This window comes from Streptomyces sp. DSM 110735 (assembly GCF_016482685.1).
In the GTDB taxonomy this organism is placed as follows: Bacteria; Actinomycetota; Actinomycetes; order Streptomycetales; family Streptomycetaceae; genus Streptomyces.
This window is the reverse complement of record NZ_JACYHF010000006.1, coordinates 201,341-218,707: the sequence shown is the minus strand read 5'-3', so window position 1 is coordinate 218,707 and position 17,367 is coordinate 201,341. Positions and strand designations below refer to the sequence as shown.

The 17,367-nt window shown below is 73.1% G+C and carries 18 protein-coding genes; 7 read left to right on the top strand and 11 right to left on the bottom strand.

The genetic code is table 11. The annotated features are described in order from the left end of the window. Positions 1 to 26: 26 nt before the first annotated feature. Genes IF655_RS12635 through IF655_RS12625 form a run of 3 tightly spaced genes read left to right on the top strand, consistent with a single transcriptional unit; the run spans position 27 to position 2,868 of the window. A complete protein-coding gene (locus tag IF655_RS12635; protein ID WP_199584632.1) occupies positions 27 to 1,574 on the top strand; it encodes an IucA/IucC family siderophore biosynthesis protein in 1,548 nt (515 codons plus the stop codon). 15 nt (positions 1,575 to 1,589) lie between these two features. Then, entirely contained in the window at positions 1,590 to 2,504 is a 915-nt protein-coding gene (locus tag IF655_RS12630) for a HipA family kinase (RefSeq protein WP_199584631.1), read from the top strand. A gap of 46 nt (positions 2,505 to 2,550) precedes the next feature. Further along, positions 2,551 to 2,868: a SelT/SelW/SelH family protein gene (locus IF655_RS12625; RefSeq protein WP_199584630.1), complete on the top strand. Its 318-nt coding sequence runs from the start codon at positions 2,551 to 2,553 to the stop codon at positions 2,866 to 2,868. Between the two features lie 14 nt (positions 2,869 to 2,882). Here the strand turns inward: IF655_RS12625 and aceB are convergent, their stop codons facing one another. Both aceB and IF655_RS12615 read right to left on the bottom strand, forming a co-directional pair. Continuing rightward, on the bottom strand, positions 2,883 to 4,508 hold the full coding sequence (gene aceB / locus IF655_RS12620) for a malate synthase A (protein WP_199584629.1): 1,626 nt from the start codon (positions 4,506 to 4,508) through the stop codon (positions 2,883 to 2,885). A 127-nt stretch (positions 4,509 to 4,635) separates the two neighbouring features. Further along, the gene (locus IF655_RS12615; protein WP_199584627.1) at positions 4,636 to 5,247 is read right to left on the bottom strand and encodes an NTP transferase domain-containing protein; all 612 of its coding nucleotides are present in this window, start codon (positions 5,245 to 5,247) and stop codon (positions 4,636 to 4,638) included. A 186-nt stretch (positions 5,248 to 5,433) separates the two neighbouring features. Between IF655_RS12615 and allB the strand changes: the two genes are divergently transcribed. After that, a complete protein-coding gene (gene allB / locus IF655_RS12610) occupies positions 5,434 to 6,765 on the top strand; it encodes an allantoinase AllB (RefSeq protein ID WP_199584625.1) in 1,332 nt (443 codons plus the stop codon). A 27-nt stretch (positions 6,766 to 6,792) separates the two neighbouring features. Beyond that, entirely contained in the window at positions 6,793 to 7,911 is a 1,119-nt protein-coding gene (gene alc, locus IF655_RS12605; protein ID WP_199584620.1) for an allantoicase, read from the top strand. Positions 7,912 to 7,954: 43 nt separating this feature from the next. Here alc and IF655_RS12600 read toward each other — a convergent pair whose 3' ends face one another. Continuing rightward, positions 7,955 to 8,602 (bottom strand): TetR/AcrR family transcriptional regulator, encoded by a 648-nt coding sequence (locus tag IF655_RS12600; RefSeq protein ID WP_199584618.1) that lies wholly within the window; start codon positions 8,600 to 8,602, stop codon positions 7,955 to 7,957. 136 nt (positions 8,603 to 8,738) lie between these two features. Here IF655_RS12600 and IF655_RS12595 point away from each other — a divergent pair, with 136 nt between their 5' ends. Together IF655_RS12595 and IF655_RS12590 are read left to right on the top strand one after the other, a co-directional pair. After that, on the top strand, positions 8,739 to 10,241 hold the full coding sequence (locus IF655_RS12595) for an MDR family MFS transporter (RefSeq protein WP_242488700.1): 1,503 nt from the start codon (positions 8,739 to 8,741) through the stop codon (positions 10,239 to 10,241). Between the two features lie 20 nt (positions 10,242 to 10,261). After that, on the top strand, positions 10,262 to 10,639 hold the full coding sequence (locus IF655_RS12590) for a helix-turn-helix domain-containing protein (RefSeq protein ID WP_199584616.1): 378 nt from the start codon (positions 10,262 to 10,264) through the stop codon (positions 10,637 to 10,639). 127 nt (positions 10,640 to 10,766) lie between these two features. On the opposite strand, the gene IF655_RS12585 is transcribed toward IF655_RS12590, so the two are convergent. The 8 genes from IF655_RS12585 to IF655_RS12550 are packed head-to-tail and all read right to left on the bottom strand — an operon-like array spanning position 10,767 to position 17,362. Further along, entirely contained in the window at positions 10,767 to 11,960 is a 1,194-nt protein-coding gene (locus IF655_RS12585) for a cytochrome P450 (protein WP_199584614.1), read from the bottom strand. A 10-nt stretch (positions 11,961 to 11,970) separates the two neighbouring features. Then, the gene (locus tag IF655_RS12580; protein WP_199584612.1) at positions 11,971 to 13,170 is read right to left on the bottom strand and encodes an NAD(P)/FAD-dependent oxidoreductase; all 1,200 of its coding nucleotides are present in this window, start codon (positions 13,168 to 13,170) and stop codon (positions 11,971 to 11,973) included. After that, positions 13,167 to 13,397, bottom strand: coding sequence for a ferredoxin (locus tag IF655_RS12575; protein WP_199584610.1), 231 nt, complete (start codon positions 13,395 to 13,397; stop codon positions 13,167 to 13,169). The genes IF655_RS12580 and IF655_RS12575 overlap by 4 nt, the downstream gene beginning before the upstream one ends. After that, complete coding sequence (locus IF655_RS12570; RefSeq protein ID WP_199584608.1) at positions 13,394 to 14,281, bottom strand: TIGR03621 family F420-dependent LLM class oxidoreductase; 888 nt, start codon at positions 14,279 to 14,281, stop codon at positions 13,394 to 13,396. The genes IF655_RS12575 and IF655_RS12570 overlap by 4 nt, the downstream gene beginning before the upstream one ends. A gap of 46 nt (positions 14,282 to 14,327) precedes the next feature. Then, positions 14,328 to 14,936: an NADPH-dependent FMN reductase gene (locus IF655_RS12565; protein WP_199584606.1), complete on the bottom strand. Its 609-nt coding sequence runs from the start codon at positions 14,934 to 14,936 to the stop codon at positions 14,328 to 14,330. Next, positions 14,933 to 16,147 carry an MFS transporter gene (locus tag IF655_RS12560; protein ID WP_307814913.1) on the bottom strand — a complete coding sequence of 405 codons (1,215 nt, stop codon included), beginning with the start codon at positions 16,145 to 16,147 and terminating at the stop codon, positions 14,933 to 14,935. The genes IF655_RS12565 and IF655_RS12560 overlap by 4 nt, the downstream gene beginning before the upstream one ends. Beyond that, positions 16,140 to 17,192 carry an LLM class flavin-dependent oxidoreductase gene (locus tag IF655_RS12555; RefSeq protein ID WP_242488699.1) on the bottom strand — a complete coding sequence of 351 codons (1,053 nt, stop codon included), beginning with the start codon at positions 17,190 to 17,192 and terminating at the stop codon, positions 16,140 to 16,142. The genes IF655_RS12560 and IF655_RS12555 overlap by 8 nt, the downstream gene beginning before the upstream one ends. 2 nt (positions 17,193 to 17,194) lie before the next feature. Then, on the bottom strand, positions 17,195 to 17,362 hold the full coding sequence (locus tag IF655_RS12550) for a hypothetical protein (protein ID WP_199584604.1): 168 nt from the start codon (positions 17,360 to 17,362) through the stop codon (positions 17,195 to 17,197). Between the last annotated feature and the right edge of the window lie 5 nt (positions 17,363 to 17,367).

Below are 17,367 nucleotides of genomic sequence, written 5' to 3'. Positions count from 1 at the left end.
GCCGAAGAGCCGACGAGTACGAACGAATGGATCGCGTGGACCTCCAGCCTCACACCGACGACGCCGGGCGGCGCGCCGACGCCTACGCGGCGGCGCCCCTGCTCAACTGCCTGCTGCGCGAGGTCGCCACGCCGCTCCCGGACCCCGGCGAGGACCCCGGCGAGCGGCCCGTCTACCGGCTGCCCGGCACCGGTCGGCTGCTGCGCGTGCGCCCCGGCCGCCGTCCGGCGGAGCCCGAGGTGCGCGCCCAGGACCGATGGCACCGCATCGGCCACACCGAGCTGGTCAAACTCGTCGCGGAGGAGCTGCGCCGACACACCGGACTGACCGGCGGCGACCTGCCCGCCGAGATGATCGACAGCCGGGACACGGTCGCCGCGCTGCTCGCCGCCCGCGCCCGCACCGTCGCGCCCGAGGACCCGTATCTGCGCTCCGAGCAGTCGCTGATCACCGGCCACCCGCACCACCCCGCCCCCAAGGCGCGCGGCGGCGGTCCGGCCGCCGCCTGGCTGCGGTACGCCCCCGAGGCACACGGACGTTTCCCGCTGACGCTGCTCGGTGTGCACGAGGACCAGGTCGCCGAGGAGGGCGACACCGGCGTCCTGGACGCCCTCGGCACCGCCCCGCCCGGCTACCGGCTGCTGCCCGCCCACCCCTGGCAGCTCGACCTCCTCGCCCGCGAGCTCGCCCCCGCCTTCGAGGACGGGCGCCTGGTCCGGCTCGGCGAGACGCCCTTCGCGGTGTGGCCGACGGCCGCCGTCCGCACGGTGTACGAGCCCGAGCGCGACCTGTTCCTCAAGTTCAGCCTCGACGTCCGCATCACCAACGACATCCGCCGCCTGTGGCGCCACGACCTGGCCAGACTCCGCCGCACCGACGATGCCGCCACCGCCGCGTTCGCCGCCATGGACGGTCCCGGCGCCTGGCTGAGCGACCGGGGCTACCGCACCGCCGCCTTCGCCTTCGAGGAACTCGCCGTCCTCGTCCGCGACGGTCTGCGCGACCATCTGGTGCCCGGCGCCACCCCGCTGCTCGCCGCCGGACTCGCGGAGGGCTTCGACGGCAGCCCGCTGACCGCCACGTCCGACCCCGGCGCCTGGTGGACGGCGTATCTGAGCGCGGTCGTCCCGCCCGCGCTCACCGCCTTCGACACCCACGGCGTCGTCCTGGAAGCCCACCTCCAGAACACCCTGGTCGCCGTGGACGCCGGTGGTACGCCGGTCCAGGCGCTGTTCCGCGACGCCGAGGGGGCCAAGCTCCTGCCGGACGTCTCCCGCGCGGCGGGCTGGGAGCGGCTCGTGTACTGCCTGGTCGTCAACAACCTCACCGAGATCGCCGCCGCCCTCGCCGAACACCACCCCGGCTTCGACCCGTGGCCCGCCGCCCGCCGCGAACTGGCCCGCCACGGCGTGCCGGAGATCCCGGCGCTGCTCACCGCACCCAGCCTGCCGGGCAAGACCAACCTGCTCCTGCGCTGGACGGCGGCGGACGGCGCGGACGCCCGCTATCTGCCGCTGCCCAACCCACTGACCGACGGGCACCCGCCACTGGCCGACGGACCCGCGGGCGGGTGATCTAGGCTTGCCGGTGTGCTGCGCGAGGTGACCGCCGTCCGATACGTGACCCCGTTGCGGTCCGGCGGCTCCGTGCCCGGAGTCGTCGAGGCCGACGACCTGGGGACCTATGTCGTGAAGTTCACCGGCTCCGCCCAGGGGCACAAGGCGCTGGTCGCCGAGGTGATCGTCGGGGAGCTGGCCCGCGCGCTCGGGCTGCGCTTCCCCGAACTGGTCCTGGTGCACTTCGACCCGGCCATCGCGGCTTCCGAGCCGCACCAGGAGGTGCGCGAGCTGCACGGCGCCAGCGCGGGCGTCAACCTCGGCATGGACTATCTGTCCGGCGCCGTCGACCTCACCCCCGAGCTGGCCCGCGACTTCCCCGTGGACCCGCTGGAGGCGGGCCGGATCGTCTGGCTGGACGCGCTCACCGCCAACGTGGACCGCACCGTGCACAGCTCCAACCTGATGCTCTGGCCCACGCGCGGCACCGTGCCCCCGCGCCTGTGGCTCATCGACCACGGCGCCGCCCTCGTCTTCCACCACCGCTGGGACACCACCGCGCCCGGCAAGAAGTACGACTTCCGCCACCACGCCCTCGGCGTCTACGGTCCCGACGTACGAGCCGCCGACGCCGAACTGGCGCCGCTGGTGACCGAGGAGCTGCTGCGCCGCGTCGTCGCCGAGGTGCCGGACGCCTGGCTCGCCGAGGACGCGGGCTTCGCGACGCCGGACGACGTGCGCGCCGCCTACGTCGACTACCTGCTCGACCGGGTCCGGCTGTCCGAGCAGTGGCTCCCCACCGAGTTCCCCAGCCGCGAGGAGATCGCGGCAGAGAACGCCGCGCGCGCGGAACGCACCCAGCGGGGGCGTCCGGACTGGCTCAAGGCGGTGCCCGATCTGCACGGCAGACCGGCGGCGGAACAGGATTGGTCGGTGCATCTGAAATGACCGGCGCATCTCCCATGACCGGTGTATCCGCAACGAGGGGGCCGCGATGAGCCATCGTGTCGTGATCGAGTACTGCACCCAGTGCCGCTGGCTGCCCCGCGCCGCCTGGCTGGCGCAGGAACTGCTCACCACCTTCGAGAGCGAGCTGACCGAGCTGTCGCTCAAGCCCGGCACCGGCGGTGTATTCGTCGTCCGGGTCGACGACGAGGTGGTCTGGGACCGCCGCGAGCAGGGCTTCCCCGAGCCGACGGCGGTCAAGCGGCTGGTCCGCGACCGGGTGGCGCCTGACCGCTCCCTCGGCCACTCGGACGGTCACTCGGACAAGGGAGGCGACGGCGACCCGGCGCCCGGGGTCGGCCCCTGAGGTCAGCCTTCAGGTCAGCCCTTGAGGTGCCGGTAGGCGGGCAGCGTCAGGAAGTCGGCGTACTCCGCGTCCAGTGCCACCTGGAGGAAGAGGTCGTGCGCCTCCTGCCAGCGACCCGAGGCGAAGGCATCCTCGCCCAACTCCTCGCGGATGGCGGCGAGTTCATCGGACGCGACGGAGCGGACCAGCTCGGGAGTGGCCCGCTCGCCGTTCTCGAACTCCACCCCCGCGTTGATCCACTGCCAGATCTGCGAGCGCGAGATCTCCGCCGTGGCCGCGTCCTCCATCAGGTTGAAGATGGCCACCGCGCCCAGACCGCGCAGCCACGCCTCGATGTAACGGATGCCCACCTGAACGGCGTTGACGAGCCCGCCGTACGTCGGACGCGCCTCCAGAGCGCCGACCGCCAGCAGGTCCGCCGCCGTCACCCGGACGTCCTCGCGCAGGCGGTCCTTCTGGTGCGGGCGGTCGCCGAGCACCTTGTCGAAGGACTCCAGGGCGATCGGCACCAGGTCCGGATGCGCCACCCAGGACCCGTCGAAACCGTCCCCCGCCTCACGGTCCTTGTCCGCGCGCACCTTCTCGAAGGCGACCCGGTTGACCTCCGCGTCCTTGCGGGACGGGATGAACGCCGCCATCCCGCCGATCGCGTGCGCGCCCCGCTTGTGGCAGGTGCGGACGAGGAGTTCGGTGTACGCCCGCATGAACGGCGCGGTCATCATGACCGCGTTGCGGTCCGGGAGCACGAACTCCGGTCCCGCGTCACGGAAGTTCTTGATGAGGGAGAACAGATAGTCCCAGCGACCCGCGTTCAACCCCGAGGCGTGCTCGCGGAGTTCGTAGAGGATCTCCTCCATCTCGAACGCCGCGGTGATGGTCTCGATCAGCACGGTGGCGCGTACGGTGCCGCGCGGGACGCCCAGGTGGTCCTGCGCGAACACGAACACGTCGTTCCACAGCCGCGCTTCGAGGTGCGACTCGGTCTTCGGAAGGTAGAAGTACGGTCCCTTGCCGAGGTCGAGCAGCCGTCGCGTGTTGTGGAAGAAGTACAGCCCGAAGTCCACGAGCGCGCCGGGCAGCGGGGTGCCGTCGGCGCCGACCAGGTGCCGCTCGTCCAGATGCCAGCCGCGCGGACGCATCACGACGGTCGCCAACTCCTCGTCGGGGCGCAGCGCGTAGGACTTGCCGGTGCGCTCGTCGGTGAAGTCGACGCGGCGCGCGTAGGCGTCCTTCAGGTTGAGCTGACCGAGGACCACGTTCTCCCAGGTGGGCGCCGAGGCGTCCTCGAAGTCCGCCAGCCAGATCCGGGCGCCCGAGTTCAGCGCGTTCACCGTCATCCGGCGGTCGGTGGGACCGGTGATCTCCACCCGCCGGTCCTCCAGCGCGGGCGGCGCCGGGGCGACCCGCCAGTCCTCGTCCGCGCGCACGTCCGCCGTCTCCGGCAGGAAGTCCAGCGTGCCGGTCCGCGCGATCTCCGCCCGCCGCTCGGCCCGCCGGGCGAGCAGCTCGTCCCGCCGGGGCGTGAAGCGCCGGTGCAGCTCCCCGAGGAACGCGAGCGCCTCCTCGGTCAGCACCTCCTCCTGCCGGGGCAGCGAGGGGGCGTCCACGACCGTGGGCGGGGACGACGCGGGTGCGGACATGAGCGGTCACTTCCTCACTGCGCGGGCGGTCGCTTCTGACGCTTCCGAGAAGCGGATCGTAGGTTTTTCCCGGGGGAACCTCAACGGGTCGCGGATCTTCGGCGGGGCGGCGCCCCCGGCGGGCGGGTCACTCCAGCCGCCTCAGATCCGCCTCGGTGTCGATGTCGTACGCCTCCGCCACGTCCCCGCACTCCACCAGCCGGAGCCGCGCCGCGTGCTCCCGCAGATAGGCTCGCGCGCCCCGGTCGCCGGTGGCGGTCGCGGCGACGCCGGACCAGTGGGCGGAGCCGAGGAGGACCGGGTGACCGCGTACGCCGTCGTAGGCTGCCGAGGCGAGGGAGTGCTCGTCCTCGAAGGCGGCCAGGACCCGGGCGGTCGCCGTCGGACCGATGCCGGGCTGGTCGACCAGGCTCACCAGGGCCGCTCGGGCGCCCGTTCCCGCGAGGGAGCGGAGTCCGGCGCGGAGGGAGGAGCCCATGCCCTCGGACCAGTCGGGGTTGCCGACGAGGACGCAGCCGTCGAGGCGGGCGCGCTCGCGGACCTCGGCAGCCCGCGCGCCCAGGACCACGTGGATCCGTGGGCACCCGGCCGCGCGCAGGACTCCGGCCGCGTGCTCGACCAGCAGGCGCCCCCGGTACGGCAGCAGCGCCTTGGGGCGGCCACCGAGCCGGCTGCCGCCTCCGGCGGCGAGGAGCAGCCCGGCGATGCCGTCGTCGGAGGTCTGCGAGGTCGGTGTCATGAGGGGTGCATACCCGGCAGCCGCGCACCATGCCCCACAGCCACCACCTCCGCCACACCCGTGCACCCTTGACGACGCACCGCCCGCCATGAAGACTCCTTCAACAGAACGTTGAATTCCGTTACATGGGTGTGAATCCCGTTTCCGGAAAGTGAACCGCCTGGTCGACGGCCGAGAGGGGTCCGGGTGTCCGACGCCGAACTGGCGCTGCGTTCGACGCGCGTCGTCACACCGGAGGGGGTGCGGTCCGCCACGGTCACCGTCGCCGCCGGGACCGTCACCGCCGTGCTGCCGTACGACGCGCCACTGCCGGGCGCGATCCGGCTGGAGGAGCTGGGCGACCACGCGCTGCTCCCCGGTCTGGTCGACACACACGTGCACGTCAACGATCCCGGCCGGGCGGAGTGGGAGGGCTTCCGGAGCGCCACGCGCGCCGCTGCCGCCGGGGGCATCACCACCCTGGTGGACATGCCGCTCAACTCCCTTCCGCCGACCACCACCACGGCTCACCTGGACATCAAGCGGTCTGCCGCACAAGGGCGTACGCACATCGACGTCGGCTTCTGGGGCGGCGCGCTGCCCGCCAACGTCAAGGATCTGCGTCCGCTGCACGAGGCGGGAGTCTTCGGGTTCAAGGCGTTCCTGTCGCCGTCCGGCGTGGACGAGTTCCCGCATCTGGAGCGGGAGCAACTGGCCCGCTCGCTCGCGGAGATCGCCGGATTCGACGGTCTGCTGATCGTGCACGCCGAGGACCCCGCCCGGCTCACCGACGCCCCCGCCGGGACGGCGTACGCGGGCTTCCTCGCCTCCCGCCCGCACGCGGCAGAGACCGAGGCGATCGCCCAACTGATCGAGCAGGCGAAGAAGTTCAAGGCACGGGTCCACGTCCTCCACCTGTCCTCCGCCGCCGCGCTCCCGCTGATCGCCGCCGCCAGGGCCGAGGGCGTCCGGCTCACCGTGGAGACCTGCCCGCACTACCTCACGCTCACCGCCGAGGAAGTCCCGGACGGGGCGAGCGAGTTCAAGTGCTGTCCGCCCATCCGCGAGGCGGCCAACCAGGACCTGCTCTGGCAGGCGCTCGCGGACGGCACGATCGACTGCGTGGTGACCGACCACTCCCCGTCCACCGCCGACCTCAAGACGGCGGACTTCGCCACCGCCTGGGGCGGGATCTCCGGACTCCAGTTGAGCCTTCCCGCCGTGTGGACCGAGGCGCGCCGCCGGGGACACGACCTCGCGGACGTGGTCCGCTGGATGTCCGCGCGCACCGCAGCCCTGGCCGGTCTCGACCGCAAGGGCGCCATCGCGCCCGGCCGCGACGCCGACTTCGCCGTCCTCGCCCCCGAGGAGACCTTCACCGTCGACCCCGCACGGCTCCAGCACCGCAACCCGGTCACCGCGTACGCGGGCAGGACGCTGCACGGCGTGGTGAAGTCGACCTGGCTGCGCGGCGAACGGGTGTACGCGGACGGGGAGTTCAGCGAGCCGAAGGGGCGCCTGCTCACCCGTACCCGATGAGCCGCCCCCGTGAGTGAAAGGAACCCCGTGACGGAGTCCACGACCCGATTCACCGGCCCCGCGGCGCCGTTCGGCGGCGGCGACCCCTACGCCGACTACCGCACCGCCGACTTCCCCTTCGCGGCGCACACCGACCTCGCCGACCGGCGGCTCGGCGCGGGGGTGATCGCGGCGAACGACGAGTTCTTCGCCGAGCGGGAGAACCTGCTCACGCCGGGACCGGCCGTGTTCGACCCCGGGCGGTTCGGTCACAAGGGCAAGGTGATGGACGGCTGGGAGACCCGGCGGCGGCGCGGCACGGACGCCGGGCAGCCGTGGCCCACCGCCGAGGACCACGACTGGGCGCTGATCCGCCTCGGCGCGCCCGGGGTGATCCGGGGGATCGTCGTGGACACCGCCCACTTCCGGGGCAATCACCCCGAAGCCGTCTCCGTCGAGGGCGCCTCGGTGCCCGGCCCCCCGTCACCGGAGCAGCTCCTCGGCGACGACGTGAAGTGGACGACGCTCGTCCCGCGCACCCCGGTCGGCGGTCACGCGGCCAACGGCTTCGCGGTGTCGGCACGGCAGCGCTTCACCCACCTGCGCCTCAACCAGCACCCCGACGGCGGAGTCGCCCGGCTGCGGGTGTACGGCGAGGTCGTCCCGGACCCCTCGTGGCTCGCCGCGCTCGGCACCTTCGACGTGGTCGCCCTGGAGAACGGCGGCGGGGTCGAGGACGCCTCCGACCGCTTCTACTCCCCGCCCGCCCACACCCTTCTGCCCGGTAGCTCCCGCCGTATGGACGAGGGCTGGGAGACCCGCCGACGACGCGACCGGGGGCACGACTGGATCACCTACCGCCTCGCCGCCCAGTCGGAGATCCGGGCGGTCGAGATCGACACGGCGTATCTGAAGGGCAACAGCGCGGGGTGGGCGTCGGTGTCGCTGCGGGACGGCGAGGGCGCCGACTGGGTCGAGCTCCTGCCCCGTACCCGCCTCCAGCCCGACACCCTCCACCGGTTCGTCCTTCCGGACCCGGCCGTCGGGACGCACGCGCGGGTGGACATCTACCCGGACGGCGGGATCTCCCGGCTGCGGCTGCACGGCTCGCTCACGGACGCGGGCGCGTCCCATCTCGCGGCGCGGCACCGGGAGTCGGGCGGCTGAGCGGACCGGACGTACCACCCGTTCCCGCCGTCGCCCGGGCGGGTCACTCCGCCGCGTACGCCCGCAGGAAGGTGTCCACGGCCGCCTCCGCCAGCGCGCGCATCTCCGCCGTGCCCGGCTTGCGGGTGCCGAGGCGGGAGCGGGTCTCCAGCGGACCGGTGATCAGGGCGAGCAACTGCTCGGCGGCGACGGCGGGTTCGCAGGGGCGCAGATGTCCGGAGAGGGTGAGGCGGGCGAGCCGGTCCGCCATGGCTTCGGCGATGCGCACCGAGGTGCGGTCCTGGACGACCTCGATCAGGTCGGGGAAGCGGGTCACCTGCGCGTAGGTCAGCCGACGCAGGGAGCGGGAGCGTACGTCACAACAGGAGCGCACCAGTTGGTACGCGACGTCGTTCAGCGTCGCGCGCAGGTCGTCGCCCGGGGAGCGCATACGGTCGAGCACCGCGATGTTGCGGTCCATCACCGTGCGGGCGGCGGCCGTGAGGGTCTCCCGGAACAGCGTCTCCTTGTCCGTGAAGTGGTTGTAGACCGTCGGCTTGGCGACCTTCGCCCGCTCCGCGATCTCCTGCACCAGCGCGTCCGCGTAGCCGTGCTCCGCGAACACGTCGAAGGCGGCGTCGAGGATCGCCTGCCGCTTGTCGATGCGGCCGCGTGAGGCCGTCCGCGCTGCCGTCGCCGCTGCTGATGCCATGCCTTCAGGGTAACCGCCGACGGCTCGGACCGTACCCGTCGGTGCAGTCTTCCGAACTCGGCTGTTTCTATCCTCGTGAGGTTGGTAAATTGAACCCGCAGGTTCATTTCGCAAGCGACTCCGTCGGGAGACGACGATGACCACCCCCTTGGACGACAAGCTCGACCCGGCCTTACGGCGGATGATCGGTGTGATCCTCATCGGCGGGATCATGGGCATCCTCGACGGGTCGATGACCGCCGTCGCCGTGGACACTCTGTCCACCCGCTTCGACGCCTCGCTCACCACGACCGGCTGGGTGTCGACCGGCTATCTCCTGGCGCTGACCGTGACCATCCCCGTCACCGCGTGGGCGGTGGAGCGGGTCGGCGGCAGGCGGCTGTGGCTGTCCGGCCTGGTGCTGTTCATGGCCGGGTCGGTCGCCTCGGGGCTCGCCTGGAACATCGGCAGCCTCATCGTGTTCCGCGTGGTGCAGGGCGTCGGTGCCGGCATCCTCGACCCGCTGATGCTCACCCTGCTGGCCCGCGCCGCGGGACCCGCCCTGGTCGGCCGGGTGATGGGCGTCATGGGCATCGTCGGCTCCACCGGTCCCGTGCTCGGTCCGATCGTCGGCGGGATCATCCTGCAGGGCCTCGACTGGCGCTGGATGTTCTTCGTCAACGTGCCGATCGTGATCGTCGCCTTCGTCCTGGCCCGGCGCACCCTGCCCGCCGACCCGCCCGAGGCACGCGCGGCGGCCGGGCGTCTCGACGTCCTCGGCGTCGCGCTGATCGGTCCCGGCGTCGCGACCGGCGTGCTCGCGCTGTCGGAGGTCGCCCAGCGCGGCTCGTTCACCAGTTGGCAGGTGCTGCTGCCGCTGGCCGTCGCCGTCGTGCTGCTCGCCGGGTACGCGCTCCACGCGCTGCCCGTCCGCGCGACCCCGCCGCTGATCGACCTCCGGCTGTTCACCCGGCGCAGCTTCACCGCGAGCGTCGTCGCGGCGGCCGTGCTGGGGCTCGCCACCTTCGCGAGCATCTTCGTGATCCCGCTCTACTACCAACAGGTGCGCGGCTACGGCGTGTTCGAGTCCGGACTGCGCCTGGCGCCCTTCGGCGTCGGCTCCGCGCTGGTGATGCCGCTCGCGGGGCGCCTGTCCGACCGGTGGGGCTCGCGCAACCTCGCCCTCACCGGCGCGGCGATCGCCCTGCTCAGCTCGCTCGCCTTCAGCCGGTTCGACGCGCACACCGCGCAACTGTGGCCGCTCCTTGCCGCGTTCACGCTCGGCATCGGCACGGGTTCGGCGGGCGCCCCGGTGATCGGCTCGGTGTACCGCACCCTGCCGCCGCGACTCGTCCCGCAGGGCAGCTCCGTGCTCTACATGCTCAACCAGCTCGGCGCGTCGATCGGCATCGCGGTGGTCGCGCTACTGATGCAGAACGCGGGCGCGGACCATCCCCGGACCGGGTTCCACAACGCGTATCTGGCGGTGGGGGTGGCGCTGGTCGTGATGATCGTCGCCAGCCTGTTCATCCCGGGGCGCGCGGTGGCGGCGCCGGAGCAGGCGGGCGGGGAACCGGTGGAGCCCGGTGCCGAGGGGTCCGAGGAGTCCGGCGGCGAGCGCACCGTCGCCCGCGCCGGACGCCAGGAGAACGGCAACTAAGCCCGGCAGCAAGGGAATCCGTGGAAGAGGTGATGGCCCTGTCCGAGCAGTGGATCGACATCCTGCGGGCACCCGAGCGCGACCGGCTGACCGTCACGGAGGTCTGTCGCCGCCACGGCATCTCCCGCAAGACGTACTACGTCTACCTCGCCCGCTACCGCACCGAGGGACCCGCGGGTCTGACTCCCCGCTCCCGCCGCCCCAAGAACTCCCCGGCCCGCACGAAGAGCGAGACCGAGGCGCTGGTCGTACGGCTCCGGGGAGCCCAGCCCCGCTGGGGCGCCCGCCGCATCCACGACGAACTGGTGCGGCGGGGCGTGCCCGGCGTACCGGCGGTGTCGACGGTGCACGCGATCCTGCGCCGCCACGGACTGCTGGCGGAGCGGACGGGGGACTGACCGGGCGGGGGACTGACCGGACGGCGGACTGAGCGGGCGGAGGATTCAGCGGGCGACCGACTGAGCCGCGCGCACGACGGTGGGCGGAGCGCACCCGCGCCCCGCCCACCGTCGTGCGCCCGCTCCGCTACCAGGTCACCGGGAGCCGTGCCACCCCGAAGACCAGCGCGTCCTCCCGGTACTCGACGGCGTCGAACCCGATGGCCAGGCGCAGCCCGGGCAGCCGCCGCAGCAGCGCGGGCAGCGCGATCTGCAGCTCCAGGCGGGCCAGTTGCTGTCCGACGCACTGATGGGCGCCGTAGCCGAACGCCAGATGCGCGACCGGCCTGCGGCGTACGTCGAGCCGCGTGGGCTCGTCGGGCACCAGCTCGCCGTCCTGGTCGGCGGCGAGGGTGGAGAGCACGACGCGCTCGCCCGCCTTGACCGGACGTCCGCCGAGTTCCAGATCGGTGGCCGCCTGGCGGACCAGGGGTGGTGCCACCGACAGCAGGCGCAGCAGCTCCTCCACCGCGCCGGGTGCGGCGCTGTCGTCGTCGCGGACGACCGCGAGCTGGTCCGTGTCCTCCAGCAGCGCCAGGACGCTCAGACCGATCATGCTGGAGACGGTCTCGTGCCCGGCGACCAGGATGCTGTTGCCCATGCCGATCAGCTCGTCGTCGCTGAGCTCGTGCCCGTGCCTGCGGATCAGGTCACCGAGGATGTCGTCGGCGGGCTCCGCGCGCTTGCGCCGTACCAGCTCGCCCATGTACGCGGCCATCGCGGCGAAGTTCTCGAGCTGGGTCTCCAGCGTGTTGCCGACGTCGGTGCCGGTGGCGCTGCGGCGCTGGATGCCGTCGCGGTCCTCGGCCGGGATGCCGAGCAGCTCGCAGATGACCAGCAGCGGGACAGGACCGGCGAACGCCTCGACCAGATCGGCGCCGGGACCGGCGTGCTCCAGGGCGTCGAGCCGCTCGTCCACGACCCGGCGGATCGCCGGGGCTAGGGAGCGGACCCGCTTCACCGTGAACGCGCCCGACAGCATCCGGCGGTAGTGGGTGTGCGCGTCGCCGTCGTAATTGAGCAGGATCCCGGGCTGGTTCATGACCGTGCGCGGACCGGAGCCGTCGAAGGCGAACCCCGCCTCGTACCGCGGATCGGCCAGCACCTGGCGGACCTCGTCCAGCCGGGTGACCAGAACGGCCTCGAACTCGCCCAGTTGGGGGTTGAACGTGGAGACGCGCGGCAACTCCGGTTCCTCGCGGAGGCGTTCGAGCGCGGTGTCGGGGCGGAAGGGGCAACCGGGGCGGCGCCGGTTGTGGGGCATGGGCAGCGGGGCGGTCATGAGGCTCCTCTCAGGGGGCGTGGGGGACCGGGTGGCGGCTCGTGAGCAGGGCGCGCGCGGTGCGCGTCCCGCCGGGGCTGTTCCAGCCCACGACGGCCACGAGCCGTCCGTCGGTCGCGACATGGGCGACGAACTTCCGGCTGTGGAGCGAGCCTTGGACGATCCGGACGGCGGACGGACCCTCGGGGACGGTGCCGTAGACCTGGACGCGCACCTGGAACTGGTCGGACCAGACGTAGGGCACCGGGCGGTACGCGGCGCGGGCGCCGAGGATGTCTGCCGCCACGAAGAGACCCTGGTCCGTGGCGTTCGTACGGTTCTCCAGGCGCACCCCGTGCTCACCGGCGCCCGCTCCCGAGCCTGCTCCCGCTCCGAAGCGGGCGACGTCACCGACCGCGTACACGTCCTCGGCGGCGCGGCAGCGCTCGTCGCAGACCACGCCGTCGTCCAGGACCAGTCCGCTGCCGGTCAGCCAGTCGGTGGCGGGGCGCCCGCCCACCGCGACCACCACGACATCGGCGGGCAGCACGGCACCGGACCCGGTGCGGACGCCGACGACCCGCCCCGCCTCGCCGACGAGACCCCTCACCTGCGTCGAGGTGAGCAGCCGCACGCCCCGCTCGGCGTGCAACCGGGCGACCTCCGCGCCGAGTTCGGGTCCGAGCAGGCGTTCCATGGGCTGCGCCGCCGGTTCCACGACCGTGACCTCCCGGCCGAGCCCCCGTGCCGTCGCGGCGATCTCGCAGCCCAGCACCCCGGCGCCGACGACCACGACCCGGCGCGCCGACTCCAGCTCGGCGCGCAGCAGTTCGCTGTCGGTCAGGGTGCGCAGGGTGTGCACTCCGGCGAGGCGTTCCTGCCCCGGAAGACCGCGGGCGACCAGTCCGGTGGCCAGGACGAGGGTGCGGTAGCGGAGCACCCGGCCGTCGAGGAGGGTGAGGCGGTGTCCCGGCGCGTCGAGAGAGACGGCCGGGCAGCCGAGCCGCAAGTCGAGCTCCAGGGAGTCGAGTTCGTCCGGGTCACGCAGCCGGGCACGCTCGGCGGGCCAGCGACCGTCCAGCACCTGCTTGGACAACGGGGGTCGGTCGTAGGGGAGTTCCGGGTCCGCGTCGACCAGCGTGACCGAGCCGGTGAAACCCCGTCGGCGCAGTCCCTCGGCCACCGTCAGACCGCCCGCCGACGCGCCGACGATCACGACGTCGGTCGTCACGAGGACGCCCGCACCAGACGGATGGCCGCGGCGGGGCACAGCAACGCCGCCTCGCGCACGGCGTCGTGGACCGCATCGGAGGGGCGGGGATCGAGGAGGACCACGACACCGTCCTCCTCGCGCTGGTCGAAGACCTCGGGAGCCGCCACGACACAGTGCCCCGCGGCCACGCACCGGTCCTCGTCCACGGTGACCCGCGGCGCGGCGGTCTCCTCGGGCGCGTTCACCGCAGCTCCTCGATGACCTTGGCGAACGCCTCCATCTCCGGCTCCAGCACGCTGTAGTAGCTCAGCCCGTATTTCTCGCGCCGCTCCAGCAGTTGGTCGGCGCACTCCTTGGGCGAGCCGATGAGGAAGGAGGGGAGTTCGGCCAGTTGAGCGGCGTCCAGGCCGAGTTCGTTCTGCCACACGTCGGTGACGGCACCGGTCGCGGCCGAGGGCAGCACGCGGTGGACGGGGATGTTCAGCTCCACGTCCCGGGCGCGGGCGCCGAGCAGGGCGTGCACGTCGGCGATGCGCCGGGTGATCTCGTCCGGTCCGCCCAGCACCAGACCGTCGCCGTCCCGCACGGGCGCGGTGCCGGTGAAGCCGACGATGTCGGCGTGCTCGGCGGCGAGGCGCAGCACGCGCGGTCCCCGCCCGGCGATCAGGATCGGCGGACCCCCGGGCTGCGCGGGCGGGGGCACCGTCTCCGGCGACGCGAAGACCTTGCGCAACTCCCGCACGGTGGCTTCCAGATGATCGACGCGCTCGCGGGCACCGGTCCAGGGCAGACCCGCCCGGTCGAACTGTGCCTTGTCGTAGCCCGCGCCGAGCCCGATCTCGAGCCGTCCGCCCGCGTAGTGGTCGACCGTCGCGAGGTCCCGGGCCAGGACCGTCGGCCGGTAGAAAGAGGTGTTGAGCACGAGAGTGCCGATCCGGATCCGCTCGGTCGCCTCGGCCACCAGGGCGAGCGTCGCCAGCGGGGCGGGCATCCCGAGGTGGTCGGAGACGGACACGACGTCGTACCCGAGGCTCTCCGCCCGGCGCGCCCTGGCCACCCACTCCGCCCGGGAGGCGGGGGTGAACACGACGAGGCCGAACCGCAGGGGCCGGGTGTACGGGCTGGTCACGGGTGAACCCTTCTCTAGGGCGGGTGGGGAAACGGGGCGGCGGCGGTCAGCGCTGGTACGGCCGCGCGGCGCGGGCGGAGCGCAGCGCCTCCCCCCACCACACCAGCCGGTTCAGCAGCGTCTTGGCCGCCACCTCGCTGTCCTCCGCGTCGCGCGGGGCGTCGCCGTCGAACCGGTTCCACACCTGGTGGAAGATCAACTGCTCACGCAGCGGCACCGCGTGCAGCTCGGTGAAGACATGGCGCAGATGGGACACCGCCCACAGACCGCCGCTCATGCCGCCGTAGGAGACGAAGCCGACCGGCTTGGCCGCCCACTCGTCGAAGATCCAGTCGATGGCGTTCTTCAGGGCGGCGGGGATGGTGTTGTTGTACTCGGGCGTGACGACGACGAACGCGTCCGCGCGACCCAGCCGTGTCGCCAGCGCCCGGCGCAGGGTCGCGGTCTCCTCGTCGGGCGGGTCGCCCGGGGTGGCCTTCTCCAGCGGCAGGGGATAGTCGACCAGGTCGACCAACTCGACCGTGATGTCCTCGCGTTGCTCCGCCTGCTTGATGAACCAGCGGGCCACGGTGGGTCCGAACCTGCCCTCGCGCACGCTGCCGATGACGACGGCGATGGTCAACGGAGGTGCGAGCGTGCTCAGTTGCTCGGTCATGACGGTGTGCGTCCCTTCGGGGAACGGCTGCGCAAGCCGGTGAGTGAGATGACCGCCCCCACCGCCCCGGCCAGTGCCAGGGCGAGCGGCGCGGTGCGGGAGCCGTCGGTGAGCAGGACCGCGACCAGGGGCAGCATCAGGACGCCGCCGAGCTGGACGCCGGTCTGGTACACGGGCACCGCCGCGCCGCGTTCCCGCGCGGTGAGACCGCTCGTGGCCTGGAGGTTCAGGGCGGCGAAGGACAGCGCGAGCGCGGCGCCGACCAGCAGCAGGGTGGGCAGCAGCCCGAGCGCGTACGAGCGCGGGCGCGGGTGGAGCAGGAGCAGCAGTTGCCCGGCGAGGGCGGTCACGGCTCCTGCCGCGATGGGACCCGAGGTGCCGTACCGCGCGGTGAGCCGTCCGGCGAACGGGACGGACACCGCGAGCGGGACACACGCCGGGAGCAGGGCGAGCGCCAGTTGCCAGGGGCGCCAGCCGAAGCGGTCCGCCGCCTGGAAGGTGGTCAGGAGCAGCAGGGCGGCGTAGGTGCCGTTGAGGGTGGCCGCGCCCAGGGTGGCGCGGACCAGGTCGCCGTCGCGCAGCAGGTCCCTGGTCAGGCGGGGCGGGGTGCGGCGCTCGGTGTGCGGGACGGTGCGCAGACCCCACAGGAGCAGGGCGAGGGCGACGGGCGCGGGGAAGAGGAAGGTCCAGTGCCAGCTCAGCGGGGTGAGCAGGCCGGAGAGCAGCAGACCGAGGGTGAACCCGGTGGCGCCGAAGAGCGAGTAGACGGAGACGGCACGGCGCAGTCGCGGTCCCTCGGGGAAGGTCGCGGCGATCAGGGTCAGCCCGGCGGGCGCGGTCAGTGCCGCGCAGCCGCCCTTGACCACCCGCGAGGCGACGAGCACCCAGAGCGTGTCGCTCAGCCCGCCCACCACCGACGCCCCGGCGAACACGAGCAGCGCGGCGAGATAGCAGCGGCGCAGCCCCCAGCGGGCCGTGAGCCGGGGTCCGAGCAGGAGCACGGCCGCGAAACCGAGCGCGAAGCCGGACATCAGCCACTGCACGGACCGCACCGACAGACCGAGGTCGCCCGCGATGGAGGGCAGCGCGACGAGCACCACGGACACCTCGACGGCGTCCAGGACCATGTTCCCGGAGAGGACGAACAGCAGCCGCCAGGCACCGTCCGGCGTCCGGGGCGGAGCGGTCCGCGCGACCAGCGGCTCAGCCACGGCTGAACGCCCCGGCAGCCTCCGCCGCTCCTGCCGTCCCGGAGACACCGGCCGTCCCCGCCTCCGCCGCCGCCCGTTCCGCGAGCAGCGCGGGCAGCCGCTCGCTGATCAGCTCGATGTTGCGGACGACCAGGTCGTCCGGCATCCCCGCGATGCTCGCCCAGAAGATCAGATGCCGTACCGGCAGCCCCCTGATCCGCTCGTGGATGCGCCGTGCCGCCTCCTCCGGAGTGAGGATCTCCAGCAGCGACCAGGAGCCGTCCCCGGGCGGCGGCTGCGGGAAGTCCTCCGCCTTCAGCAGCGGCGGACGCGGCACGTCGGTGCCCTCCAGCGAACCCTGCTGGTAGGTGTTCATCTGGTGGGCGAGATGGGGGGCGACCCGTGGCCACGCCGCCTCCGGGTCGTCGGCCAGGATGACGGGCAGCAGGTCCGACACCCGGGCGGTGTCGGGGTCGTGGCCGCCCTCGACGAGTCCCTCGCGGTAGGGGCCGTACATCTCGTGGTTGATGTGCAGCAGCCCGATGCCGAGGCGCCCCGCGAGCCGGGCGCCGCGCGGGCCGTAGAAGCCGCCCCACAGCGGCACCGGCGACTGGAGCGGTCCGGGGGTGATCCCGTTCTCCTCCCACAGCCTGCGCACCTCGCGGATGTTGGTCTCGACCTGGCGGAAGCGGCGCCCGTAGTCGGCGCCGAACAGCCGGTACTCGGGTATCCGGTAGCCCGCGCCGAAGCCGACCTCAAGCCGACCGCCGCTGATGAGGTCGACGAGCGCGGCGTCCTCGGCGAGCTGGGCCGGCTTGTGGAGGTTGGGCAGGACGACGGCGGTGCCGACGCGGACCCGGCGGGTGCGGGCGGCGGCCGCCGCGGCGAAGGTCAGCGGCTGCGGCAGATAGCCGTCCTCGAAGAGGTGGTGCTCGGTGAACCACACACCCCCGGCTCCCCGCCGGTCCGCCTCCTCGCAGTACTCCAGGCAGCGGGCGTAGTGGTCGGCCCACGGCCGGTGCCACGCCTCGGGGTTGCGCAGGTCGAAGAGCAGTCCGACGTCCATCGTCAGGTCTCCGTTCGCAGCAGGGGCGGATGGGCGGGCGCGGTCCGCGCGGGCGCCGGCGTCCGGCGCGGGAGCGTGGCGAACACGCGGGCCACCAGGGCGCGCAGATCACCGGGCTCGCCCGGGTCGTCGGCCGGGGCGCGGGGGCGGTCGTACGGCACGGTCGTCATCGGCT